Annotated in this window: 17 protein-coding genes, 2 pseudogenes and 2 riboswitches; of the genes and pseudogenes, 8 read left to right on the forward strand and 11 right to left on the reverse strand. The window is 61.4% G+C overall.

Features of this window, described 5'->3' with window-relative positions:
• Positions 1-70: 70 nt before the first annotated feature.
• A riboswitch (cobalamin riboswitch) is annotated at positions 71-319 on the reverse strand.
• Between the two features lie 126 nt (positions 320-445).
• Both RAH42_RS12770 and RAH42_RS12775 read left to right on the forward strand, forming a co-directional pair.
• The gene (locus RAH42_RS12770) at positions 446-1,309 is read left to right on the forward strand and encodes an ISNCY family transposase (protein ID WP_317539673.1); all 864 of its coding nucleotides are present in this window, start codon (positions 446-448) and stop codon (positions 1,307-1,309) included.
• Positions 1,273-1,839, forward strand: a complete 567-nt coding sequence (locus tag RAH42_RS12775) for a hypothetical protein (protein WP_317539674.1) — start codon at positions 1,273-1,275, stop codon at positions 1,837-1,839. Before RAH42_RS12770 ends, RAH42_RS12775 begins: the two co-directional genes overlap by 37 nt.
• Here RAH42_RS12775 and RAH42_RS12780 read toward each other — a convergent pair.
• The gene (locus tag RAH42_RS12780; RefSeq protein ID WP_078016983.1) at positions 1,836-2,714 is read right to left on the reverse strand and encodes an NAD(P)-dependent oxidoreductase; all 879 of its coding nucleotides are present in this window, start codon (positions 2,712-2,714) and stop codon (positions 1,836-1,838) included. The genes RAH42_RS12775 and RAH42_RS12780 overlap by 4 nt on opposite strands.
• A 184-nt stretch (positions 2,715-2,898) precedes the next feature.
• Here RAH42_RS12780 and RAH42_RS12785 point away from each other — a divergent pair, with 184 nt between their 5' ends.
• The gene (locus tag RAH42_RS12785; protein WP_317539675.1) at positions 2,899-4,068 is read left to right on the forward strand and encodes a PLP-dependent aminotransferase family protein; all 1,170 of its coding nucleotides are present in this window, start codon (positions 2,899-2,901) and stop codon (positions 4,066-4,068) included.
• Positions 4,069-4,285: 217 nt separating this feature from the next.
• A complete protein-coding gene (locus RAH42_RS12790; protein WP_078016981.1) occupies positions 4,286-5,902 on the forward strand; it encodes a C69 family dipeptidase in 1,617 nt (538 codons plus the stop codon).
• Between the two features lie 231 nt (positions 5,903-6,133).
• Here RAH42_RS12790 and RAH42_RS12795 read toward each other — a convergent pair whose 3' ends face one another.
• Both RAH42_RS12795 and RAH42_RS12800 read right to left on the reverse strand, forming a co-directional pair.
• Positions 6,134-7,291, reverse strand: a complete 1,158-nt coding sequence (locus RAH42_RS12795; protein ID WP_078016980.1) for an iron-containing alcohol dehydrogenase — start codon at positions 7,289-7,291, stop codon at positions 6,134-6,136.
• A 253-nt stretch (positions 7,292-7,544) separates the two neighbouring features.
• Positions 7,545-8,450 (reverse strand): cation diffusion facilitator family transporter, encoded by a 906-nt coding sequence (locus RAH42_RS12800; RefSeq protein ID WP_317539676.1) that lies wholly within the window; start codon positions 8,448-8,450, stop codon positions 7,545-7,547.
• An 85-nt stretch (positions 8,451-8,535) separates the two neighbouring features.
• Positions 8,536-8,620, reverse strand: a riboswitch (NiCo riboswitch).
• Between the two features lie 162 nt (positions 8,621-8,782).
• On the opposite strand from RAH42_RS12800, the gene RAH42_RS12805 reads away from it, so the two are divergent.
• Together RAH42_RS12805 and RAH42_RS12810 are read left to right on the forward strand one after the other, a co-directional pair.
• The gene (locus RAH42_RS12805; RefSeq protein ID WP_317539677.1) at positions 8,783-9,316 is read left to right on the forward strand and encodes a GNAT family N-acetyltransferase; all 534 of its coding nucleotides are present in this window, start codon (positions 8,783-8,785) and stop codon (positions 9,314-9,316) included.
• Between the two features lie 28 nt (positions 9,317-9,344).
• Positions 9,345-9,872 (forward strand): GNAT family N-acetyltransferase, encoded by a 528-nt coding sequence (locus RAH42_RS12810; RefSeq protein ID WP_317539678.1) that lies wholly within the window; start codon positions 9,345-9,347, stop codon positions 9,870-9,872.
• 148 nt (positions 9,873-10,020) lie between these two features.
• Here the strand turns inward: RAH42_RS12810 and RAH42_RS12815 are convergent, their stop codons facing one another.
• The 8 genes and pseudogenes from RAH42_RS12815 to RAH42_RS12850 form a co-directional block, all read right to left on the reverse strand.
• Entirely contained in the window at positions 10,021-10,521 is a 501-nt protein-coding gene (locus RAH42_RS12815; RefSeq protein ID WP_317539679.1) for a hypothetical protein, read from the reverse strand.
• Between the two features lie 174 nt (positions 10,522-10,695).
• A complete protein-coding gene (locus tag RAH42_RS12820) occupies positions 10,696-12,468 on the reverse strand; it encodes a YadA-like family protein (RefSeq protein ID WP_317539680.1) in 1,773 nt (590 codons plus the stop codon).
• Positions 12,469-12,707: 239 nt separating this feature from the next.
• Positions 12,708-13,349 carry a WYL domain-containing protein gene (locus RAH42_RS12825; RefSeq protein ID WP_317539681.1) on the reverse strand — a complete coding sequence of 214 codons (642 nt, stop codon included), beginning with the start codon at positions 13,347-13,349 and terminating at the stop codon, positions 12,708-12,710.
• Complete coding sequence (locus RAH42_RS12830) at positions 13,334-13,678, reverse strand: hypothetical protein (protein ID WP_317539682.1); 345 nt, start codon at positions 13,676-13,678, stop codon at positions 13,334-13,336. Before RAH42_RS12830 ends, RAH42_RS12825 begins: the two co-directional genes overlap by 16 nt.
• Positions 13,679-14,226: 548 nt before the next feature.
• Complete coding sequence (locus RAH42_RS12835; protein WP_317539683.1) at positions 14,227-14,856, reverse strand: cyclodeaminase/cyclohydrolase family protein; 630 nt, start codon at positions 14,854-14,856, stop codon at positions 14,227-14,229.
• A gap of 14 nt (positions 14,857-14,870) precedes the next feature.
• Positions 14,871-15,780: pseudogene (ftcD, locus tag RAH42_RS12840) on the reverse strand (glutamate formimidoyltransferase).
• A 97-nt stretch (positions 15,781-15,877) separates the two neighbouring features.
• Positions 15,878-16,150, reverse strand: a complete 273-nt coding sequence (locus tag RAH42_RS12845) for a hypothetical protein (RefSeq protein WP_317539684.1) — start codon at positions 16,148-16,150, stop codon at positions 15,878-15,880.
• 267 nt (positions 16,151-16,417) lie between these two features.
• Positions 16,418-17,116, reverse strand: coding sequence for an amidohydrolase family protein (locus RAH42_RS12850; protein ID WP_317539685.1), 699 nt, complete (start codon positions 17,114-17,116; stop codon positions 16,418-16,420).
• Positions 17,117-17,450: 334 nt separating this feature from the next.
• Between RAH42_RS12850 and RAH42_RS12855 the strand changes: the two are divergent.
• A pseudogene (locus RAH42_RS12855) lies at positions 17,451-18,895 on the forward strand (sodium/glutamate symporter).
• 106 nt (positions 18,896-19,001) lie between these two features.
• The gene (locus RAH42_RS12860) at positions 19,002-19,268 is read left to right on the forward strand and encodes a hypothetical protein (RefSeq protein ID WP_317539686.1); all 267 of its coding nucleotides are present in this window, start codon (positions 19,002-19,004) and stop codon (positions 19,266-19,268) included.
• Positions 19,269-19,736: the final 468 nt, after the last annotated feature.

Genomic DNA, 19,736 nt, shown 5'->3' on the forward strand with positions numbered 1-19,736 from the left:
TGCGTCCGCAAGGACACAAACCGGCGCGTCCGTTTTCACGCGCACTCGGCGCTCGCTTTGGGCACGGCGAACGCTTCTTTCGAAAATGTGTAAGTCTCCTGACTCGCGCTCTGGAAGACGATGGTCTTGCCGCGTTCACGCCTGTCTTCCCATGGCGAAGCCACAGTGACGGACTTTCGTCCCGGCGCCCATACCACGGCGGCGCTTCGGCGTGACCTCGCGCTTACAGTGCCGGCCGCGCGGGGATTTTCACCCCATTCCATTTACGCCGTTTCCGCCGAACGGAAGGGAAACGGCGACACATTTTCCGCAATTCTTTCCATGCAGCGAGTTTAATATAACTTCGTGAAAAAATCAATTGACGACAAAGAAGAGATGTCGTTGTTCAGTGATAAAGTCCCCCATAACTGTTCCAAGAAAATGTCACTCTGAGATAATACCGTTCATGAAACAGGAGCGAATGACATTGTCACAAAAGGAACTGGATCGTATCAGGATTATCGGAGCGCTTGTCGACGGACGCATGACGAACAGGGAGGCGGCGGAAAAGCTGGGGCTCTGTCAACGGCAAATCATCAGGATCAAAAAGAGGTTCGTCGTTCAAGGGGCGGCGGGGCTTGTTCACGGCAACCGCGGCAGAACGTCTCGGCGCAGGATCGGAGATGAGGTTCGGGAGTCGGTGCTGAAGGCGTATGAGGAGGTCTATTACGATTTCAACTTCTCTCACTTTGCGGAATGCCTGAACGAACGAGAGGGGATCGGGATCAGTCGTTCGAGTGTCGTCCGCATTCTGAAGGACGAGGGGATCAGGAGCAAGAAGAGTGCGCGGCGGCGGCCGAAGCTTCACCGTTCTCGACCGCGGAAGGTGGCCGCGGGGATGTTGTGGCAGACTGACGCCACGTCGTTTGAATGGTTTGGCAGGGGGAACGGGCGTGCGACGCTGCACGCTTATATTGACGATGCGACGGGGATCGTGACTGGCGCCTGTTTCACTGAGAACGAATGTATGGCGGGCTATGTCGCCGCGCTGGGGATGGGGATCGAGGGGTATGGGCTGCCGATGGCGATTTACAGCGACCGGCATACGATTTTCCGCTCTCCAAAGGCACGGGCGCAGGATGATGAGGATCGGATCGAAGGGAATGAAGAAAATGAAGGGAATGAGGCGGGGAAGGAGGAGCCGTTAAGTTGTTTCGGACGGGGGCTGAAGGATCTTGGGATCGGGCAGATCTTTGCCTTGACGCCGGAGGCGAAGGGGCGTGTCGAACGTCTTTGGAACACGATGCAGGACAGGCTGCCGGGGAGCTGAGGCTGCTTGGCGTCTCGGATATCACGGCGGCCAACGAGGTTTTGCCCAAGCTCATCGCCAGGCACAATCGGAAGTTTGCCGTCAATCCGGCTGAGGGAGAGGACGTTTATGTGAAGCCGGAAGGAAAAGTCGATTTGGATTTTCTCTTTGCGCGTCGCGAATCTCGCAGGACGGATCACGGCGGCATGATCTCCTACGGAGGTCGTCGGTACGTTCCGGCGGCGGACGATTGCCTCGGGATGGCCCAAACGACGGTTGAGGTGCGTGAAACGTCGACCGGGCGGATCTGGGGTGTTTCCAAGGGCAGACGGATCGAGATGAAGGAGGTTGAAAGTCAAAAACGAGTCAACTCCGATGAGGCATCGGCAAAGAAACGGAAAAGCGGGCTTGTGAAAGCGCACACCGCCGGAATCCTCATTCCCAGCGTCAAAGAAAGCGTGGCTTACCCGCAGCATTGTCCAGGGAAAGCGTCCCAATGGCCCGTCCGGTGCCACTGCCGCGACGCCGGGGGTCGTTTGCGAAGGAACTAGGCACGCGAAGCAAGATACAGTTTGTACAGCGCCTGGGTACCGTCGTTTTCGCCGCCTTCGTCAGCCAGGCGGCGGTAAAGTTTGTCGGCCAGCTCCAGCCCGGGCAGGTCGAGCTTCATCTCCCGCGCGCAGTCGAGGGCGATGCCCATGTCCTTGATGAAGTGCTTGACGTAAAACCCGGGCTTGAAATCGCCCTTCAGCATGCGCGGCGCCAAGTTGCTCATCGAAAAGCTGCCCGCCGCGCCGCCGGAGATGCTGGTCAGAACCGACTGCGGATCGAGCCCGGCCGTGCGCGCGTAGGCCAGCGCTTCGCAGACGCCCATCATGTTGGACGCGATGGCGATCTGGTTGGCCATCTTGGTATGCTGCCCCGCGCCCCATGTGCCCTGAAGCCTCCATTCTTTGCCCATGGCGGCGAACAGCGGCTCCGCCAGCTTGAACGCCGCTTCCGGGCCGCCGGCCATGATCGTCAGCTTGGCCTCGCGCGCCCCTACGTCGCCGCCGGAAACGGGCGCGTCGAGCGCCTCGCCGCCCAGCTCCCGCGCTTTGGCGCCGATTTTCGCGGCCAGCAGCGGCGACGAGGTGGTCATATCGATGACCAGCTTGCCCAGAGCAAAGCCCGCGAACAGACCTTTTTCGCCGAAGTAGACCTGCTCCACGTCGCGCGGATAGCCGACGACCGTGATCACCGCCTCGGCCGCGCGCATCACCGCGGCGGGGCTGTCGGCCCATGCCGCGCCGGATGCCAGCAACGTTTCGGCGGAAGCTTTCGTGCGATTATAGACTGTCAGCTCGAAACCGGCTTTCATCAGGTTCGCCGCCATCGCTCTCCCCATCACGCCCAGCCCGACAAAACCGATCTTCTTCAAAGTCATCAGAATCTCTCCTTTTTCATCAGATCCCGCGCGGCGCAAGCCGCGCTCGTCTTCCTTTTTGTTTTATTCTAGCACGGATCGTTCGCATGAAGAGCCACGAGTTTTCTCCGCTGGATATTTATCAAGCCGGTATGAAAATGTTATAATGGCGCAAATTTGAAAAACCCAGTCAGGAGGCCTGACCATGGAATACAGACTCAGTCACCGCGCCCAGAACCTGCGCCGCTGCATGATGGACGCCTTTCATCTGCGCGACGCGAAGGACATGATCTTCTTCAACTCAGGACAGCCCGCGGCGGATCTTTATCCTCGCGCCCTGCTGCGCGCCGTCCTCGACGAGCTGCTCGCCGAGGAGCCGCAGATACTCGCCTACCCCGGTTCGCAGGGCGACGAAGAACTGCGCAAAGCCCTGGCCGAACGCCAGAACCGCCTCGACGGCGGCGCCGGCATCCGGGCGGAACAGATCGTCGTCACCAACGGCGGCACCGGCGGCGCCGATCTGCTCGCCCAGTTATTTATCGATCCCGGCGACACGGTGCTGAGCGAAACGCCCACGTTCCCGGAGACGCTGGACTGCTTCACCAAATCCGGCGCGCGCCTCGCAGGCGTCTCCATGGATGCCGGCGGGCCGCTGCCCGACGAGCTCGAACGCCTGGCGCAAAAGTGCCGGCCGCGCTTCTTTTATGTCATCCCCAACTTTCAGAACCCCACGGGGCGCTGCACCTCGCCCGAACGCCGCCGCGCCGTCGCGGAGATCGCGCGCCGGTACGGCTTCTTCATCGTCGAGGACGATCCCTATCGCGAGCTGAGCTTCGACGCCGCGCCGCCGCCTTCCTATCATTCGCTGGCGCCCGACTGCACGATCTCCATGGGCAGCCTCTCCAAGACCATCGCGCCGGGAATGCGCATCGGCTGGCTGGTGCTGCCGGACGAGCTGGTCGAGCGCGCCGTGATGACGCTCAAGGCCACGGCGCTGTGTTATCCCGCCCTGCTCCACCGCGCCGCCGCGCGCGTGCTCGAACATCCTCAGTTCGACGCTCACGTCGCCGAGTTATGCCGCGATCTGAAGCGACGTTACCAGCTTTTGACTGGATTGATGAGCGCACAGATCCCAACGGGATGGCTGACGTGGGAAACGCCGCTGGGGGAATGTTCCTGTGGTGCCGCCTGCATGACGGCGTCTCGGCCATGGACTTCGCCGTGCGCGCCCGCGATCGTTGGCACGTGGCCTTTTTCCCCGGCGTGTGTTTCACACCCAACTACGAAGGGGAAGACTTCTCGCTGCGCCTTACCTTCGCGCGCCAGACCGACGCCCAGATGGCCGAAGGCGTACGCCGCATCGCCGCGGCGCTGAAGAGCTTCGCCGCGAACTGACGCAGAGTTTCGGCGCCGTGGGGACAGGACTCGCATAAACATGCGTCGCGCGGTTTGCGGCACAGCCCTGTGAAAAGGACGGGACCGTACGGTCTCTATTCAACGGGAAACGATGAAGCGCTGCTTCTTGACATATTCATAAAATATATGTTAGATTCATTGCACCTTGTTTCACAAAACGAAAAGGAGGCAATGCAATGTCGAAGAAATTTTTAAGCGTTCTGCTCCTTCTGATCGGAATCACCTGTGAAGCGGCTCTGGGCTGCACCGTTTTTGGCGTCGGAAAGAATGTGTCCGCGACGGGGCACGCCATGGTTTCGCATTCCTGCGACTCCATGTCGGACACGTTTCAGCTGCACCTGATTCCCGCCGCGTCGCATGAAGCGGGCGCTGAGCGCTTTTTGCTCAAAGAAGGCAAAGGCTGCGACGCCGGCGCCGATCCCGGCGTGATCGGCAAAATCCCCGAAGTTCCGCAGACCAATCAGTATCTGACCAGCCGCTACTCGTTCCTCAACGACAAGGGACTGGCCATGGGCGAATCGACCATGACGATGACCGCCGACGACAAACGCAGCGAAAAAGTGCTGGAAGTCATGGAAACCAACGCTTTCGGCATGACGAACTGCCATATCGTTCAGGACATCGCCCTCGAACGCGCCGGCACCGCCCGCGAGGCCGTAAAGGTCATCGGCGATCTGATCGACGAATACGGCTGGTACGAGGCCGGCGAGACCATGCCGATCACCGACGGCGACGAAGTATGGATCGTCGAAGCCTACGGCAACAAGATGTGGGCCGCCTGGCGCGTGCCCGACGACGAGATTTTCGTGGCCGCGAACCGCGCCCGTCTGCGCGAACTCGACCTGACCGATACGGAAAACGTCGCCTACGCTCCCGGCATGGTCGAGTACGCCGTCGAGCAGGGCTTCATCGACGCCAAAGACGTGAACATGAAGAGCTTCAGCCCCGCCGACGTGTTCTATCCCACGCTGCGCCTTTACTCCGCGCTGCGCGAATGGCGCGCGCTCACCCTCTTCGCACCCTCCCTCAAACTCGATCCCTACGCCCACTATTTCCCCAAGTCGGTCAAGCCCGACAAACCCGTCACCGTCGCCGACCTGTTCCGTATTTACGGCGACTGGTACGAAGGCACCGAGTTCGACCTCAGCAAAGGCCCCGCCGCCGGTCCCTACGGCAATCCCAACCGCTACCGCAAAGAGATCAAACTGGGCTGGAACGACAACGAATTCCCCCGCGCCATCAACGACTACCGCCACACCTACGTGCAGATCTGCGAGGTCGATCCCACCCTGCCCGAAGCCGTGCGCGGCATCGTCTGGTTCGGTTACGGCGCCGCCGACACCACCTATCTGACGCCCTTCTGGGCCAGCATGAAAGCTCTGCCCGAGCCCTTCACCACCGGCACGCGCAAAGGCCCCTTCGACCCCAAGTCCGCCTGGTGGGAGTGCATCCGCGTGCAGCACATCGCCGAACTGCGCTACCAGGACATCCGCAAGGAGATCATCGACTACCGCACGCCCCTCATGGAAGCCGATTACGTCAAGGCGCACGAGATTCAAAAGCAGGCGGCCGAGCTGATCAAAAACGGCCAGAGCGACAAAGCTCTCGACTTGATCACCGACTACGCCTGCGGCAACGCCGTCGCCCGCCACAAGGGCTGGAACGAACTGGGCAACCGTCTCTTCGCCAAATACTGCCTGAACGGCACCAACATGGAGTACAAAACCTATCCCGAAGAGTGGAGCCGTCTGATCTGGAAAGGCCCCTTCCTCCGTCCCGACGGCACCAAGTAACCTAAGAACGCAACGGAGAAACGAAGACACGGAGAAAAGCGAAAACGAAGACGACAACCGACACAAATCCCTGACGGGCGACGACCGTCAGGGGATTCTTTGAGCAATGAAAAGAGCCGATGGTCACGTTGATCATCGACTCTTTTTCTGTAATTGATCATTCAATTTTCGCTTTTCTCCGCTTCGCCGCTTCTCCGCAGTCGGTTCCGTTTAAAACTGACTGCGCCCGGCTCAATAACATTCGGTGAGGATGTCGAAAATCTCGCCGACGGTGAGCTGGCGGCAGCAGCCTTCCTTGATGTTGGTGCTGCGGGCGACGGCGTTGTAGAAGGAGCGGTCGGCGATGCCCATCTTGCGGAAGCTGTTGGGCAGGCCGACGTCAATCACGAACTGTTCCAGCGCGGCGATGCCGGCCAGCGCGGTCTCGCGGTCGTCGCCGCGGTCGGCTACGCCCCAGACGTTTTTCGCCCAGCGCGCGAAACGCTGCGGCGCGGCCTTGTAGAGGTGACGGTAGAGGATCGGCTGGATCACGGCCAGCCCCATGCCGTGGTTGCAGTTGGTGTACGCGCCGACCTGATGCTCGATCTGGTGGGCCTGAAAGTCGGTGACTTTGCCGATCTTGAGCAGACCGTTTTCGCTCACGGCCGCCGCCCACATCAGCTCGCCGCGCACGCGCAGATCGCCCGGATCTTTCACGAGGGCGCGCGTGCTGCGGATGACGTGGCGCATCATGGCCTCGGCGATCTCGTCGGTGAGGTTGTCGTCGAGCGGCTTGCCGAAGTAGCTCTCCATGCAGTGCGAGAGCGTGTCGAACGCGCCCGAAAGGACCTGCGCCCTCGGCGCGGAGAGCGTATAGGCGGGATCGAGCGCCGCGAAGGACGGCGCCGCGCCGGTCATGCTGCCCTTGATCTTCTTCTCTTCGTTGGTGATCACGGCGATGTCGTTTTGCTCGGAGCCGGTACCGGCCACGGTAACGACGACGCCGAGGGGGATGAACTGCGCCGGGGCGGCCTGAAAGCGGAACTTCATCTCCCACAGGTCTTCGTCGGTCAGGGCCTGAGCGGCCACGACCTTGCAACAGTCGCTCACCGAACCGCCGCCGACGGCGAGGATCAGGTCGACGCGCTTCTCGCGGGCCAGGCGCGCGCCCTCCCGGACTTTGGCGTACGTCGGGTTGGGCATGATGCCGCTGAACTCGACCACGTCTTTATTGGCTTCGCCCAGAAGCTTCATGACCGTACCGTAGACGCCGTTTCTTTTGACGGAGCCGCCGCCGTAGGCGAGCATCACCGTACGGCCGTACTTGGGGAGTTCGGCCCGCAGCGCGCGGACGGCGGCGTCCGCGCCGAAATAGGTGACGGTCGGATAGGAAAAGACAAAATCGCGCATGAGAAAGACCTCCTTTGCAGATCGGGATCGTTTGCACCTATCGTCAGTTTAAGGGGAAAGCCGCGCAAAGTCCACCGCCAGGATGTCGCGGCGTGAAGAAAAAATCGCCGCCGTCTGCGGCAAAAGAGGAAACGTTTTTAGCGTTCCACGTGGAACATTTTTCTTCGTTCATGTATTTACAACGAGTCAAAAAGCATGTCATACAAATGATATCTTTTTCGCGGCTTAGCGGCGACTTTTATTCCGCGAGGACTCAAAGCGGATTGACGTGGACCATCACGTGCTTGACCTGCGGAAAGTTCGTTTCGACCGCGTCATGGACCCTTTCGGCGACGGCGTGGGCGGCGGCCAGCGAACAGCGGCCGTCCACGCCGATCTCGATGTCGACGTAGACGCGGCTGCCGAACTCGCGCGTGTTCATCAGGTCGATGCGGCGCACGCCCGCCTGAGCGGCCACGCACTCGCGCAGCGCCCATTCGGTAGCCTCGTCGCAGGCGTGATCGACCATCTTGTCGGTGGCGTCCTTGAAGATGTCGATCGCCGCTTTGACGATGAACAGACAGATGACGAGGCTGGCCGCCGGTTCCAGCACCGGAGATCCCATGCGCGCGCCGCCGATGCCGATCAGAGCGCCCACCGACGACAGCGCGTCGGAGCGGTGATGCCACGCTTCGGCTTTCAGCGCCGTGGAGTCGATGCGCCGCGCCCGCAGCCACGTGTACCAGAACATCGACTCCTTGACGGCGATCGACAGGGCCGCCGCGAAGAGCGCGATGCCGCCCGGCTGCGGCATGTTCCGGTACGCGCCGCTCCAGATCTTTTCCACGGCGCCCCAGCCGATCAGCAGTCCGACCGCCGCCAGGATGCCGCCGAGGATCAGCCCCGCCACGCATTCGAGCCGCTCGTGCCCGTAAGGATGCGAGCGGTCCGACGGCCGCGCCGAGACCTTGACTCCCGCGACGACGATGACGCTGCCGAGGATGTCGGACGTAGAGTGGACGGCGTCGCTGATCATGGCGCCGGAATGCCCGATCGCGCCGGATGCGAACTTGAACGCCGCCAGCAGCAGATTGCCCGCGCCGCAGACGACGGAGACGCGCGTGGCGATTTTTTCGAACTGAGTTTTTTCCGGCGCGTCGGCGCGCGTTTCCCGATTCATGACAATTTCCTCCTGAACGGATGGTTTCATGAGATCCGCCCGCCTCGCGGAGCACGAAAAAATCCGCGGGACGCGCTCGAATCGCTTCCGTCCCGCGGATCGTCGTCCGCTGCCGCGCCGCGGCGGCCCGGCCCGCTCCCCGAGGGGACGGCCTGTTCAGTTTATGCTGTGTTGAAGGCCGTGTCAAAGCCTTGAATAAATCTTAACAACCGGCCTCGGGATTAGTCAAGGCATATCGCCGCGCGCTTGCCGGAACGAGGGGGCGCCGCTATAATGAACGACAAAATCCCGCCGCGCCGCGGCGCGGACATCGCCCAGAGGAGGGGCCCCTTATGAACAGATTGAAACTGATCCGTCCGGACGCGGCGCACGAAGCGCAGGTCATGGACTACCGCCGCGTTTTTCTGGAAAACGGCGAATATTTCGCCGGCTGCGCCGGGCTCGAAGACGTCGAAAACTACGCCGAGTGGCTCGACTTCGAAAACCGTCTTTCGAAAAAGTACGGCGACGGCTACGTCCCCTCCTCGGTGTTCCTCGCCGTGAGGACGGAGGACGAAACGCTCGCCGGCATCCTCGAGATCCGCCACCGCCTTACCCCTTTCCTGCTCCGCTACGGCGGGCACATCGGCTACAGCGTCCTGCCCTCGCAGCGGCGCCGGGGCTGCGCCACAGAAATGCTCCGCCTCGCCCTGGAAGAGTGCCGGAAGCTGGACCTCGATCGCGTGCTCCTCACCTGCGACAAGGCCAACGTCGCCTCTGCGCGCACGATCGCCGCCAACGGCGGCGTGCTGGAAAACGAGATCGAAGACGACGTCGGCATGGGGCGCTCGGGCACGATCCAGCGCTACTGGATCGCCGTCGAGTGACGCCCGTTCGCCGGGAAGGAGACCGCCCATGCTCGACCATATACGCACCGCCGGCACGGAAGACTTCGGCGCGCTCTGGCGCTTTTACGAAGACGTCTGCCGCGCCCAGGAACGCGACGAATACGGGCCCGACTGGCACCTCGGCGTCTATCCCGCCGCCGCGGACCTGAAAGGACACGTCGCCGCCGGCGAGATCCTCACCGGCTGGAAAGACGGCCGCCTCGCCGCCGCCATGGCCGTTACCGGCGGCGAGGACGAGATGTACCTCGGCGTGCCGTGGCCGCTGGGCGCGCCTCCCGAACAGGTCGCGGCGCTGCACCTTTTCGCCGTCCACCCGGACTTTCGCGGCCGGGGCGCGGCGCGGGAAATGCTGGCATCCCTGTTCGAGCGCGCCCGCGCGCGAGGCCTGCGCGCCGTTCACCTCGACGTGATCGAAGGCAACCTGGCCGCCGAAAAACTCTACCTCGAAGCCGGCTTCGCCTTTGCGGGAACCCGGCGCGTCCACTACGACGACCTCGGCGACACCATCGTGCGCCTCTTCGAATACGCGCTGTAAAACAAAGGCCGCCACGAAGACGCGGAGGCACGGAGAAAAACAAAAGAAAGGGCGGGACTGTCGCTTCGCGGCAAAGTCACCATAATTGAAGATCAGTACCGACAAAAAGGCACGACGCCCAATCGAGCGTCGTGCCTTTGACGCAATGTCAAGCCAGTTCCGTTTTTCGCGGTGAAGCCGCGGTAAGGTCTTTGACTTTCTCCGTGCCTCCGTGGCAGCTTTTGTTTCCGCCGTTCGGTTTTGACGAAGCTACTTTCTTTCCCCCCGACGATGGTTTAGTCACCGTCACTACCGGCAGCTTGGGGAATTTCGGCGTCTTCCGGTTCATCTCTCTCATCACCGCAGAAGTGAAGTCAAGCCGCGGATCGACCGTGAGGAACAACTGCCGCCCCATCACCGCCTGATACCTGGCGTTCTTCTTGCGCCAGATCTCCGCCTCCGCCGTGTTCTCGCGGCCGCGGTACAGTTCCCGCAGATCATCGTACCCCTTCTGCAGCACCTTCTGCACCGCCTTCAGATGCTCCTGCCCCTTCCTGCCGGGGAGCGACTGATCGAGAATCCGCTCCGCGTTCACCACGGCGATCTCAGTACCCCGCGCCGTTCCGGCCATAGCCGCCACCAACAGAACGAGAAACGCCAAACGTTTCATGTCACGCAACCGCCTTTTGCCTCGGCAAAACGTGCTGCGGCGCCGCACGGCGCCGCTCCCGTCGGAAAAAGGCAAACATTCCTTCCGCTTCCCGAAAAAACAGAACTCGTTCCCCATACCACAAGAAAGGCGGCAGGCCATGACGCCGCCGCCCTTCGCATCCGACGATAAAGGTTACTTTCTTCTGGAGTCCTCCAGCATGCGCTCGAGTCTCTCCACGCGCTCCTGCATCGTCGCCTTCAGCTCGGCAATCTCGTGAGCCTGTGACGCCACCTGAGCCTGCAGTTCGGCGTTCTCCTTCTGCATCACGTAAATGCTGCTGATCGGGCCGGAACGGTAGCGCTCCGGGATCGCATCGCGCTCCGCCTTGCGCCCGATCTTCCAGGTAAAGCCGGCGTTGGCCATCGACTCGCCGTGGTCGGCGATTGCCACGCCCGCGTGCACCATGAAATCTTCTTTGAGATAATGGGCAAAGCCAAGCGCCAGAGCCCATTCGCCCCGGTAGCTGCCGAAGCCCGCCATCAGCTGGCTGGGAGCGATCGGGTCAAACTGCATCGGCTTCAGCCCCGACAGCGCGGAGCTGAGCGCGCCCACGTTCTTGATGTCTTTTCTCAATTCGCCCATCTGATTATAGACATTGTCGAAGTTGTCGTATACTTTGCCGAACTCACGGTCCACGGCGCTGAGCGCGTCGCCGACATTGTCGTAAGCGCCGCCGCGGATGATGTAGCTCGGCGCGGAAACCGTGCCGTCGGCGTTGACCGCGGAGCCGCCGCCGAAGTGGTTGGAAACGCTCGACGAGAGGCCCCAGAGCTGGGAACCGTTGATCGCGTCGGTACTTGTCTCGCTAACGTCCCCGGCTTTGACGTTTTCGATCTTATTGCCCGCGGCGTCGAAGCCTTTGGCCGTTACCCTGCCGGCGAATACGGGCGCTTCCGCCATCCGAAGCTCGAGCCTGCCGTCTGTCGCCGCCGTCTTGAGATTGTTGCCGCTGTACTCCCCCGCCGTCGTGGCGCCGCCGTAGATCTTGAGCTTCTCGCCCAGTTTGCGGTCAAGCTCGTTCCCTTCGTTGTCAATAAAGGTCAGCGGCGTGTCGGCCAGAACCTTGAGCTGGTCTTCCGTCGCCGCCTGGCCGCGCACAATGGCGCTGGGATCCCAGGTCGTGTTGCTCAGCCCGGTGATCGTGCCAGCAGTCCCCGTACCATTAATCGTGATGCCGCCGATCTTTGCCGTACCGTCGCCGATGGTCGTGTTGCTGCCAATCTTCAGACCATCCTCATCCAACGTATTGATACCGGCCTTCAAACTACCCTCGGGAGTCAGGTCGACGTTTTTGGCCAGAGCGATGGTAACATTGCCCGTCTTCGCTCCGCCGCCGATAGATTGATTCAATCCAATCGTAAGATTGGAATCCGATGATGTGAAATTAACATTGTCACCGTTTTTCACATCAAACGATTGATTGCCAACCCTCAGCTTCCAGCTCTGCATGGCGCTGCTGGCCTTGTCCTCGACTGCCTTGAGCTGGGCATAGTTAACCGCGTCGGTGTCTTCCGTACCGGCGAGCACATTGACAATCTTATTGTCGGTAGCGTCGAAGCCTTTGGCCGTCACTGTACCGTCAAAAGTGGGAGCGTCAACAACGTTGATCTTGTTGTCGCCGATGGTAATATTCTTCCCCGCATTGGCCGAGCTGATGCCGCCGCCCAGGCCGCTGACTGTGACATCACCATTCGGGGCCTGTGTTACCGTGGCACCCTCAAAGATCAGCTGCGCAGATGGATTGCCGCTCGTCAACAACTCCTTCGAGGTAGAACCACCAACAATATAAATACTATTATTCGCATATCCTGCGCCGACCGTGAGTAGAGCCGAGCTCAGGGCCAATGCGGCAACAATGCCGGCTTTTCGCTGCCTGTTTCTGTAAATCCTTGTATTTTCTGCCATGTGTTCTTCCTCCTGAAAGTTCTTCCAACTCAGCGTCGCGGTGTTGGCGCGGCGTTGTTTCCACGCGGACGGGCCGCGGTCTTCCCAAAGAGCGTCCTGCGGCGCGGCGCCGAAGGCCGAAGCGAAGGGGCCTTCCGGCGGCGCAGTGCGTAAGCTGGCTGTATGGTTGCGGCATCGCCTCCTTGCAGCGCATGATGACGAACTCGCCGCACGGGGCGGCGTTTTTTCGACCGTTTTCGCTACGAGAGGGTTTCGCGCCGGATCACGGCGACGGCGTCGCCCTGGCTGCGCAGCCAGAAGTCGATGCCGGAGCCGAACGCTTCGGCGGCGATGGTATATACGCCGTCTTTCTGCTTCAGGACTTTTGCCGTGGGCAGACGGTCGAGGGCGGCTTCCGCGCCGGAGGTCCGGCAGGTGAAAATGACGCGCTGCAGGCGACCGCCGGACATAAACTGAATACGCTTGCGCAGTTTGTTCTCTTCAAAGCGGTCTCTGTAGGGAACGCCGAAGGTCCCTCCGAGGACCTTCAGATTGATGATGCGGTCGACGCGGTAAATGACGGGAAAATTTTCGCGAGGCCCGCCCAAGTCGCGGCGGATCTCTTCGTCGTCGATGAAGACGGCCACGTAGAAGTAGTATTCGGAGAACATGACGGCCACGGGGCGCAATTTGCGCGTAACGAAAGTTTTATCTTTAGGGAGTCGATACTCGATTTCGATGTAATGCCGGTCGCGGATAGCCTCGCCGATGGCCCAAAGTTTGTCGATAAAAGCGCGGCGATGACGCAGCTCGACATAATGAAGGGCCTCGTTACGGATCAAGTCCTCGATCCGTTTGCGCTCTTCCTTCGGAACGGAACTGTCGATCAACTTCTGCAGCACGGCAAGCATCTCGCGCCGGGCAAAGGCGCGGCTGTCCAGCAGAATTTGCAGACGGCAAGGATTTCGCTGTTGCTCAGTTTGATGTTTTCGCTCCGTCGCAGGCGATAGCCTTTGCTGCGCCGGTCATATACAACGTCGTTGAGTATCTCGCCTTCGGCCGCCGCGTTGGACAGATAGGCTCTGAGATCGTCGATGTCGCGCTGAATGCTGCGTGCGTTGACGCAGAAGCGCTTGGCCTCGTCGTTCTTGTTGACGGTGGAGCCGCCCATCAGGCGTTGGTAAAGGCTTAATACGCGCTGTATCTTGTTTCGACTTCCTGACTGTTCCATGCCCCTCTCCTTTCACGGAACTCTTTTTTCGCCATTATAGTGTTTCGCTATGACAGCTTCTGTCACTTAAAATTGAAATAAAAATTTTCCGCTGAGTTTTTGCGAAACATGCGCCGGAACAAGAAAGGCACGTTCTCGATTCTTACGGCAAGCCAGCGCCGCGGCTCTGGGCAACATAAGGTTTTCTGGAGAAGGAAAGCGCGGAACAACGGTTTCTTCGTCACGGATACGGTCGTGAATCCGGCCCGGAAAGGGAGAAATAGAAATTGCGATTCTGCCGGAGAAGAAACCGCAAGGATTGTGAGAACGCAAGAGGCGTTTTTAGAAGTTCCGCCATTCGGCCGAGAACGCGTTTTCGCATTGGAAGCGTCGGCGCTGGCCCCAGGCGCTATGCCAAGAATGCCCTTCTTTATTATTGCCGGGCACGACATAACGCCTGATACGACGCGGTTGGGCGGCACGGCGATAAAAACGAAAAACACAGCGCCCTGACAGTGTCTGTCAGGGCGCTGTGTGATGACGCGCGCTTTTTTCGCGGCGGCTGAAAATCAGCCGAGTCTTTTTTCCATCAGCTCAGTCAGCTCGGCCATGGCGGCGTCGATGGCGCTCAGGGCGGCGTTCATGGCGGCGCGTTTTTCGGCGGCGTAAGCCTCGTCCTTGATGCCGAGCAGGTTGATGCGCACGTTGTAAGCGGCGCAGGTGCCGGCGGCGCGGGCGAACTGGCCGGCGGTGCCGGCGTCGCTTACGGCGTTGACGTTGCCCTCCCGCACAGCCACGAGCGCCAGCTTGGCCACCTCGGCGCAGAGGTTCAGCGTGCGCAGCGGCACTTCTACGGTGCTCTTGGCGGCCTCCTGCATAGCGGCCCTGCGGGCGGCTTTCTGTTCGTCGGTGTCCTTGGGCAGTTTCATGGCGGCCATGAAGTCGTTGAAGGCCGCGGTGTCCTCGTCGATCAGCTTCAGCAGCGTTTCGGCGTATTTCTTGCCCTTGGCGCAGAGCGCGTCCATGTCGGCCTGGACGGCGGCGTACTTTTCGCGGCCGCGGGTGAGCTCGCCGACCATGGAGACGAGGCCGGCCGCCAGCGCGCCGCCGAGCGCGGCGATGCTGCCGCCGCCGGGCGCAGGCGAGTTGGAAGCCAGTTCCGTGACGAAAGCGGGAAGAGTCATCTCATGAAGGATCATCGCGGGAGCCTCCCTTAGTCCTGCTGCATCAGGTCGAGCAGCTTCAATTCGAGCACCTGCTCGTTGTGGAAGTCGTCGACCTGCAGGTAGTAGGCGGCGCTGTCGAGCATGGCGCCGGCGGGATCATGCCGTAAACTTCGGTGCCGTTGACGGTGACGCCCCAGCGGGCCGCTTCCATGCGGATGAACTCGAGCACGCGGTACATGGCCGTTTTCTCGTAATCGACGAGATTCATGGAGACCTGAACGAGGCCTTTCTCGGCAGGTCGACGCCCATGCCCTTGACGCAGGAGAAACCGCCGTTGCTGGCGCGGACGCGCTTGCCGATGATCTTGGCGATTTCCACGTTGGTGGTGTTGAGGTTGACGTTGAAGGCGACCAGGAACTTGCGCGCGCCGATGGCGGTGCCGCCCGCGGTGGGATGCAGCTCGTTGGGGCCAACGTCGGCGGCGCGGGTCGGGTCGGTCTTGACGAGCTCTTTCAGAGCTTCGTACTGGCCCTTGCGCACCTGCTCGAGGCGGGTGCGGTCGGGCGCACGGACGACGCTTCGTAATAGAACACAGGCACTTTCAGCTCGTCGTAGAAGCGCTGCGCGAACGTGTGCGACAACTCGACGCATTCGTCCATGGTGATGCCTTTGATAGGCGTGAAGGGATCACGTCGACGGCGCCCATGCGAGGATGCGCGCCCTTGTGGGTGTTCAGGTCGATGTTGGCGACGGCAACTCTGCCGGCCTCGATCAGGGCGTCGCAGATGGCGTTCGGTTCGCCGCAGAGCGAGACGACCAGACGGTTGTGGTCTTCGTCGGCACGGTAATCGAACAGATAGCAGCCTTTGCGGTTCTTGAACGGGGCGACGATCGCCTCGATGACGTCCTTGCGCCGTCCTTCACTGAAATTGGGACGCATTCGATCAGTACAGACATGTGTGACAAAACCTCCTCGATTTTACGAAAATACCTCCCGCCGTCGCGGACGGCTGATTCAACCGATATTACACCTCCGGCTCGGCCGCGGCCGCCGTCATCGCGGCGACTTCCTCGCGCAGCGGCGCTCCACGTCGCGCTCCACGTCCAGCCCGAGCAGACGGCCGTCTTCCATGGTTTTGCGCCCGCCCACGTACACGTCGCGTACCATGCCGCTCCTGACGACTTGCAGGTCGGCCCAGCCGCCCACGCCGAGGGCGCCGATATATCCGGCGCCGAAGTCGAAGCGCTGGCGGCCGAAGCCTTCGATCACCCGCGGATCGATCTCGCCGCGGTAGCGCGCCTTGAGGAACTCGCGCTCGCCCTGCACGTTCAGATCGTCGTTGCTGGCCTCGCCGTCGGTGCCGCACCACAGAGGGATCCCGAGGCCAGCAGCGCCGGCACGTCGGGAAGCCCGTCTTGACGCGCGCGTTCATGCGCGCGTCGAGCACGACCTTCATGCCGTTGCGGGCAATGAGGCGGCGTTCTTCGTCGTCGAGCCAGCAGCAATCCGACAGGATCACGTGCGACAACGACGGCACGCGCCCCTCGTCGAGCAGGCGCTGCAAAAACACCATCGGCCGGCAGCCGTGCCGCTTCAGCGACAGATCCACGTCGCCCCGATCCTCAGAAAGATGGAACTGCACGGACGGCGCAGTTCCCAGCCCAGCGCGATGCCGCGCGCGATCGCGGCTTCCGTGGAGGCGTGCATGCTGTGCAGCGCCGGACAGATCATCAGCGCCTCGTCTTCGAGCGCCGTCAGCTCGCGCAGATACCGCTCCGCCGTTTCCGGCGTCTCGTAATAGGAGCGCTGCGAGGCTTTTTTGCCCGCGGAGGCGTCTTCGTTGACGACGTCGTAATTCATGCGGCCGAAGACCAAACGGATGCCTACCGACCGCGCCGCCGCCAGCACCTCGCGGTCCAGCTCGTTGCCGCGCCCGCCGTGCAGATAATAACTCGCCATCACGCTCGTCGTACCGAAAGCCATCATGCGCGCGAAGGCCCGCTCGCAGGCCAGACGCACCCGCCGCGGCGTCATCGCCGTGGAATAGCGGTAGATCGTGTGCCGGCACCACGTCCCGAGATCCCAGCTTTTGTCGGCGATATCGGTGTAGATCGACTGCTCGGGATGAGAATGGGCGTTGAAAAGCCCCGCCCGGATCACGGCGGCGTCCGACGGGCATTTGCCCGCGCCGCCGAGCGGCGTCAGTTCGGTCACGAGGCCGCGCTCGTCCCACCCGATCCGTCCGTAAAAGACCGACGCGCCGTCGTCGATCCAGCCCGTGAGCTGAACCATGGTCATCACTCCTTCGAAAAAATCTTTTACGAAGTTCCGTTTTCCCGCGGCCGCCCTGAAATTTTTCGGTCAGGCGCGCCGCCGACACGTCCCTGTTGTCATTTAAACATTTTATTATCAACTATGCAAGTCTCCGGCCCTGCGCGGCTTTCCGCAACGAATGGCGTTTTCCTCGCCGGCGGCGCGGCGCGTTACCGCCTTTCAAGTGATTTTATGCCGTGAATTTTCCATTGTATTGAATCTAACAATATGATAAAATTTTTTCGATTTCAAGATTTCGATCCATTCGGACCGTGCGGCCCGAAAAATATCTTTTGATCCAGGAGTGATGTCAATGTCGTGGAGTTTTGCCGAAAACGTTTTATCGCTCAAGTTCGACGCGCTGTGGACCACCGCCGTCGCCCTGCTGCTGCTCATCGTCGGCTATGGGCTGCGCCGCCGCCTGCGCTTTTTCGAAACGTTCTGCATCCCCGCGCCGGTCGTCGGCGGCCTGCTCATGGCCATCCTCGCCCTGGTCCTGCATCATAACGGCGGCGCCAGCGTCAAGTTCACCACCTCGCTGCAGTCGCCGATGATGCTGGCCTTCTTCACCACCGTCGGCATCGGCGGCAGCTTGGCGCTGCTGCGGCGCGGCGGCAAGGCGCTGATCGTCTATCTGGTCTTCTGCTGGATCCTCGCCGTCGTCCAGAACGGCGCGGGCGCGGCGCTGGCAAAGCTCTTCGCATCCATCCCGCCCTCGGCGTCATGGCCGGAGCCGTCTCGCTCGAAGGCGGACACGGCGCGGCCGCTTCTTTCGGCCCTCTCACCGAAAATCTCGGCGTCGCCGGCGCGGCCGCCGTCGCCATCGCTTCCGCCACTTACGGCCTGATCGCCGGCGGCCTGCTCGGCGGCCCGATCTGCAAATGGCTGATCGACAAAAACCACGTCGACATCCAGGCCAGCGACGACGCCATCTATCAAAAGAGCGCCGCCGAAGTCATGCACGAGGGCGGCAACAGCGAGGTCACCGCCGACGGCTTCATGAAATCGCTGTGCCTCGTGCTCGTCATCATGGCGCTCGGCTCGCTGCTTTCCGGCTATATCGCCCGCTTCACCAAGGGAACGAACTTCAGCCTGCCCGGTTACGTCACCGCCATGTTCGTGGCCGTGATCTTCCGCAATCTCAACGATCATCTCCATCTGGTCAAGATCAACACCCGCTGCGTCGACCTGATCAGCGACGTCGCTCTCGGCGTGTTCCTGACCATGGCGATGATGAGCCTGCGCATCTGGGATCTGTACGATCTGGTCCTGCCGCTGATGGGCATCCTGCTGTTCCAGACGCTGCTGATCGCGACGCTCGGCGCCCTCGTGCTGTTCCCGCTGCTGGGCAGGGATTACGACGCCGCCGTCATGTGCGCCGGCTTCGTCGGCCACGTCTGGGCGCCACGCCCAACGCCGTCGCCAACATGGGGCCGTCTGCGAACGCTACGGCGTGATGTCGCACAAGGCGTTCCTGATCGTGCCGCTCTGCGGCGCGGTGCTGATCGATCTGGTCGGGCTGCCCAACATCGTCTGGTTCATCAACTGGTGCACGGCCGCGGCCAAGTAACTCGGAATTTTTGGAATCCTGCAAGCACGCTTCGGCAGCAGAGGCACCTATGTCGGGTCTGGGTGACCCAAAAAGGAGATCGTCCAATTGAGAAAAGCGGTATTTGCGATCCTGTCAGTCGTCATGTTCTGTCTGCCGGCATGCGGAACGGAGGAAGCCCGAGCATGCAGAGGCGCGCGCTGGGTTGAAGCCCAACGCATCTGGCTGACTCCTTTCTATTATAAGAACAGCATCGACGGCTTCCACTCAAACGCTGGAACTTGGGACTCCGACACCAAACTCTATGGCGTCACGTTGGGCTACAGCAAGCTCACTCCCGCAGGTCTGCTGGGGGCCGTTCTCAACCTCGGCAGGTACGACGCTCAAGGAAGGCAGGCTGACGGCAGCAGCGCGGAGGGCAACGTCGCCGGCTTCGGTACGTTTTTCGGCACGCGGCTGGGCACGTGGAACGTCACGGCCAGCCTGTCGCATCACTGGCTGGACGGCAATCTGCGCGGTTCGGTGCGCGGCATTCCTTTTCAGTCCGACGCGGTGAAGGCGCGCATTTTCACGGCGGGCTGAAGGGGTCGTTTTGGGGCTGCATCGTACAGGCAGTCTCAAGGTTACGCCATTTCTCGGCGTCAACTACGCCATTACGGCGAGGACGCCTTTACTGTCTCGATAGCGGCTCGTCCCCTGATCGACACGGGCAGCGGCTCATTCAGCCAATGGACATTTCCTCTCGGGCTGCATTTGGACTGGGATGCCGCGCATACGCCGACGGGCTGGTCGCTCAGACCGTCGCTCGAGCTGGCTACGTGCGCGCGGCCGGCGATGTGGACTTCCGCACCAAGCTGCGCCGCATATCGGGCGGCGCAGGCGCAGTGGATTTCAACACGGCGATGGCCGACGAAACAGTTCCGCGCCCTTTAAACTCGAAGCTCAGAAAAAATGGTTTCGCTGGGCGTCAAACTAAGCGGCACGCTGAGTTCCCACCAGCACAGCTTCGGTGCCGCTCTGACGGGGAAGTGGCAGTTTTAGTTTTCGCTT

This window comes from Pyramidobacter sp. YE332 (assembly GCF_033060595.1).
GTDB lineage: Bacteria > Synergistota > Synergistia > Synergistales > Dethiosulfovibrionaceae > Pyramidobacter.

Coding starts and splice junctions, on each gene's coding strand:
- RAH42_RS12830 (WP_317539682.1), bottom strand. CDS start 13,678: ATGGAACAGTCAGGAAGTCGAAACAAGATACAGCGCGTATTAAGCCTT.
- RAH42_RS12810 (WP_317539678.1), top strand. CDS start 9,345: ATGCTCGACCATATACGCACCGCCGGCACGGAAGACTTCGGCGCGCTC.
- RAH42_RS12800 (WP_317539676.1), bottom strand. CDS start 8,450: ATGAATCGGGAAACGCGCGCCGACGCGCCGGAAAAAACTCAGTTCGAA.
- RAH42_RS12770 (WP_317539673.1), top strand. CDS start 446: ATGAAACAGGAGCGAATGACATTGTCACAAAAGGAACTGGATCGTATC.
- RAH42_RS12790 (WP_078016981.1), top strand. CDS start 4,286: ATGTCGAAGAAATTTTTAAGCGTTCTGCTCCTTCTGATCGGAATCACC.
- RAH42_RS12805 (WP_317539677.1), top strand. CDS start 8,783: ATGAACAGATTGAAACTGATCCGTCCGGACGCGGCGCACGAAGCGCAG.
- RAH42_RS12850 (WP_317539685.1), bottom strand. CDS start 17,116: ATGGTTCAGCTCACGGGCTGGATCGACGACGGCGCGTCGGTCTTTTAC.
- RAH42_RS12815 (WP_317539679.1), bottom strand. CDS start 10,521: ATGAAACGTTTGGCGTTTCTCGTTCTGTTGGTGGCGGCTATGGCCGGA.
- RAH42_RS12780 (WP_078016983.1), bottom strand. CDS start 2,714: ATGACTTTGAAGAAGATCGGTTTTGTCGGGCTGGGCGTGATGGGGAGA.
- RAH42_RS12820 (WP_317539680.1), bottom strand. CDS start 12,468: ATGGCAGAAAATACAAGGATTTACAGAAACAGGCAGCGAAAAGCCGGC.
- RAH42_RS12795 (WP_078016980.1), bottom strand. CDS start 7,291: ATGCGCGATTTTGTCTTTTCCTATCCGACCGTCACCTATTTCGGCGCG.
- RAH42_RS12835 (WP_317539683.1), bottom strand. CDS start 14,856: ATGATCCTTCATGAGATGACTCTTCCCGCTTTCGTCACGGAACTGGCT.
- RAH42_RS12785 (WP_317539675.1), top strand. CDS start 2,899: ATGGAATACAGACTCAGTCACCGCGCCCAGAACCTGCGCCGCTGCATG.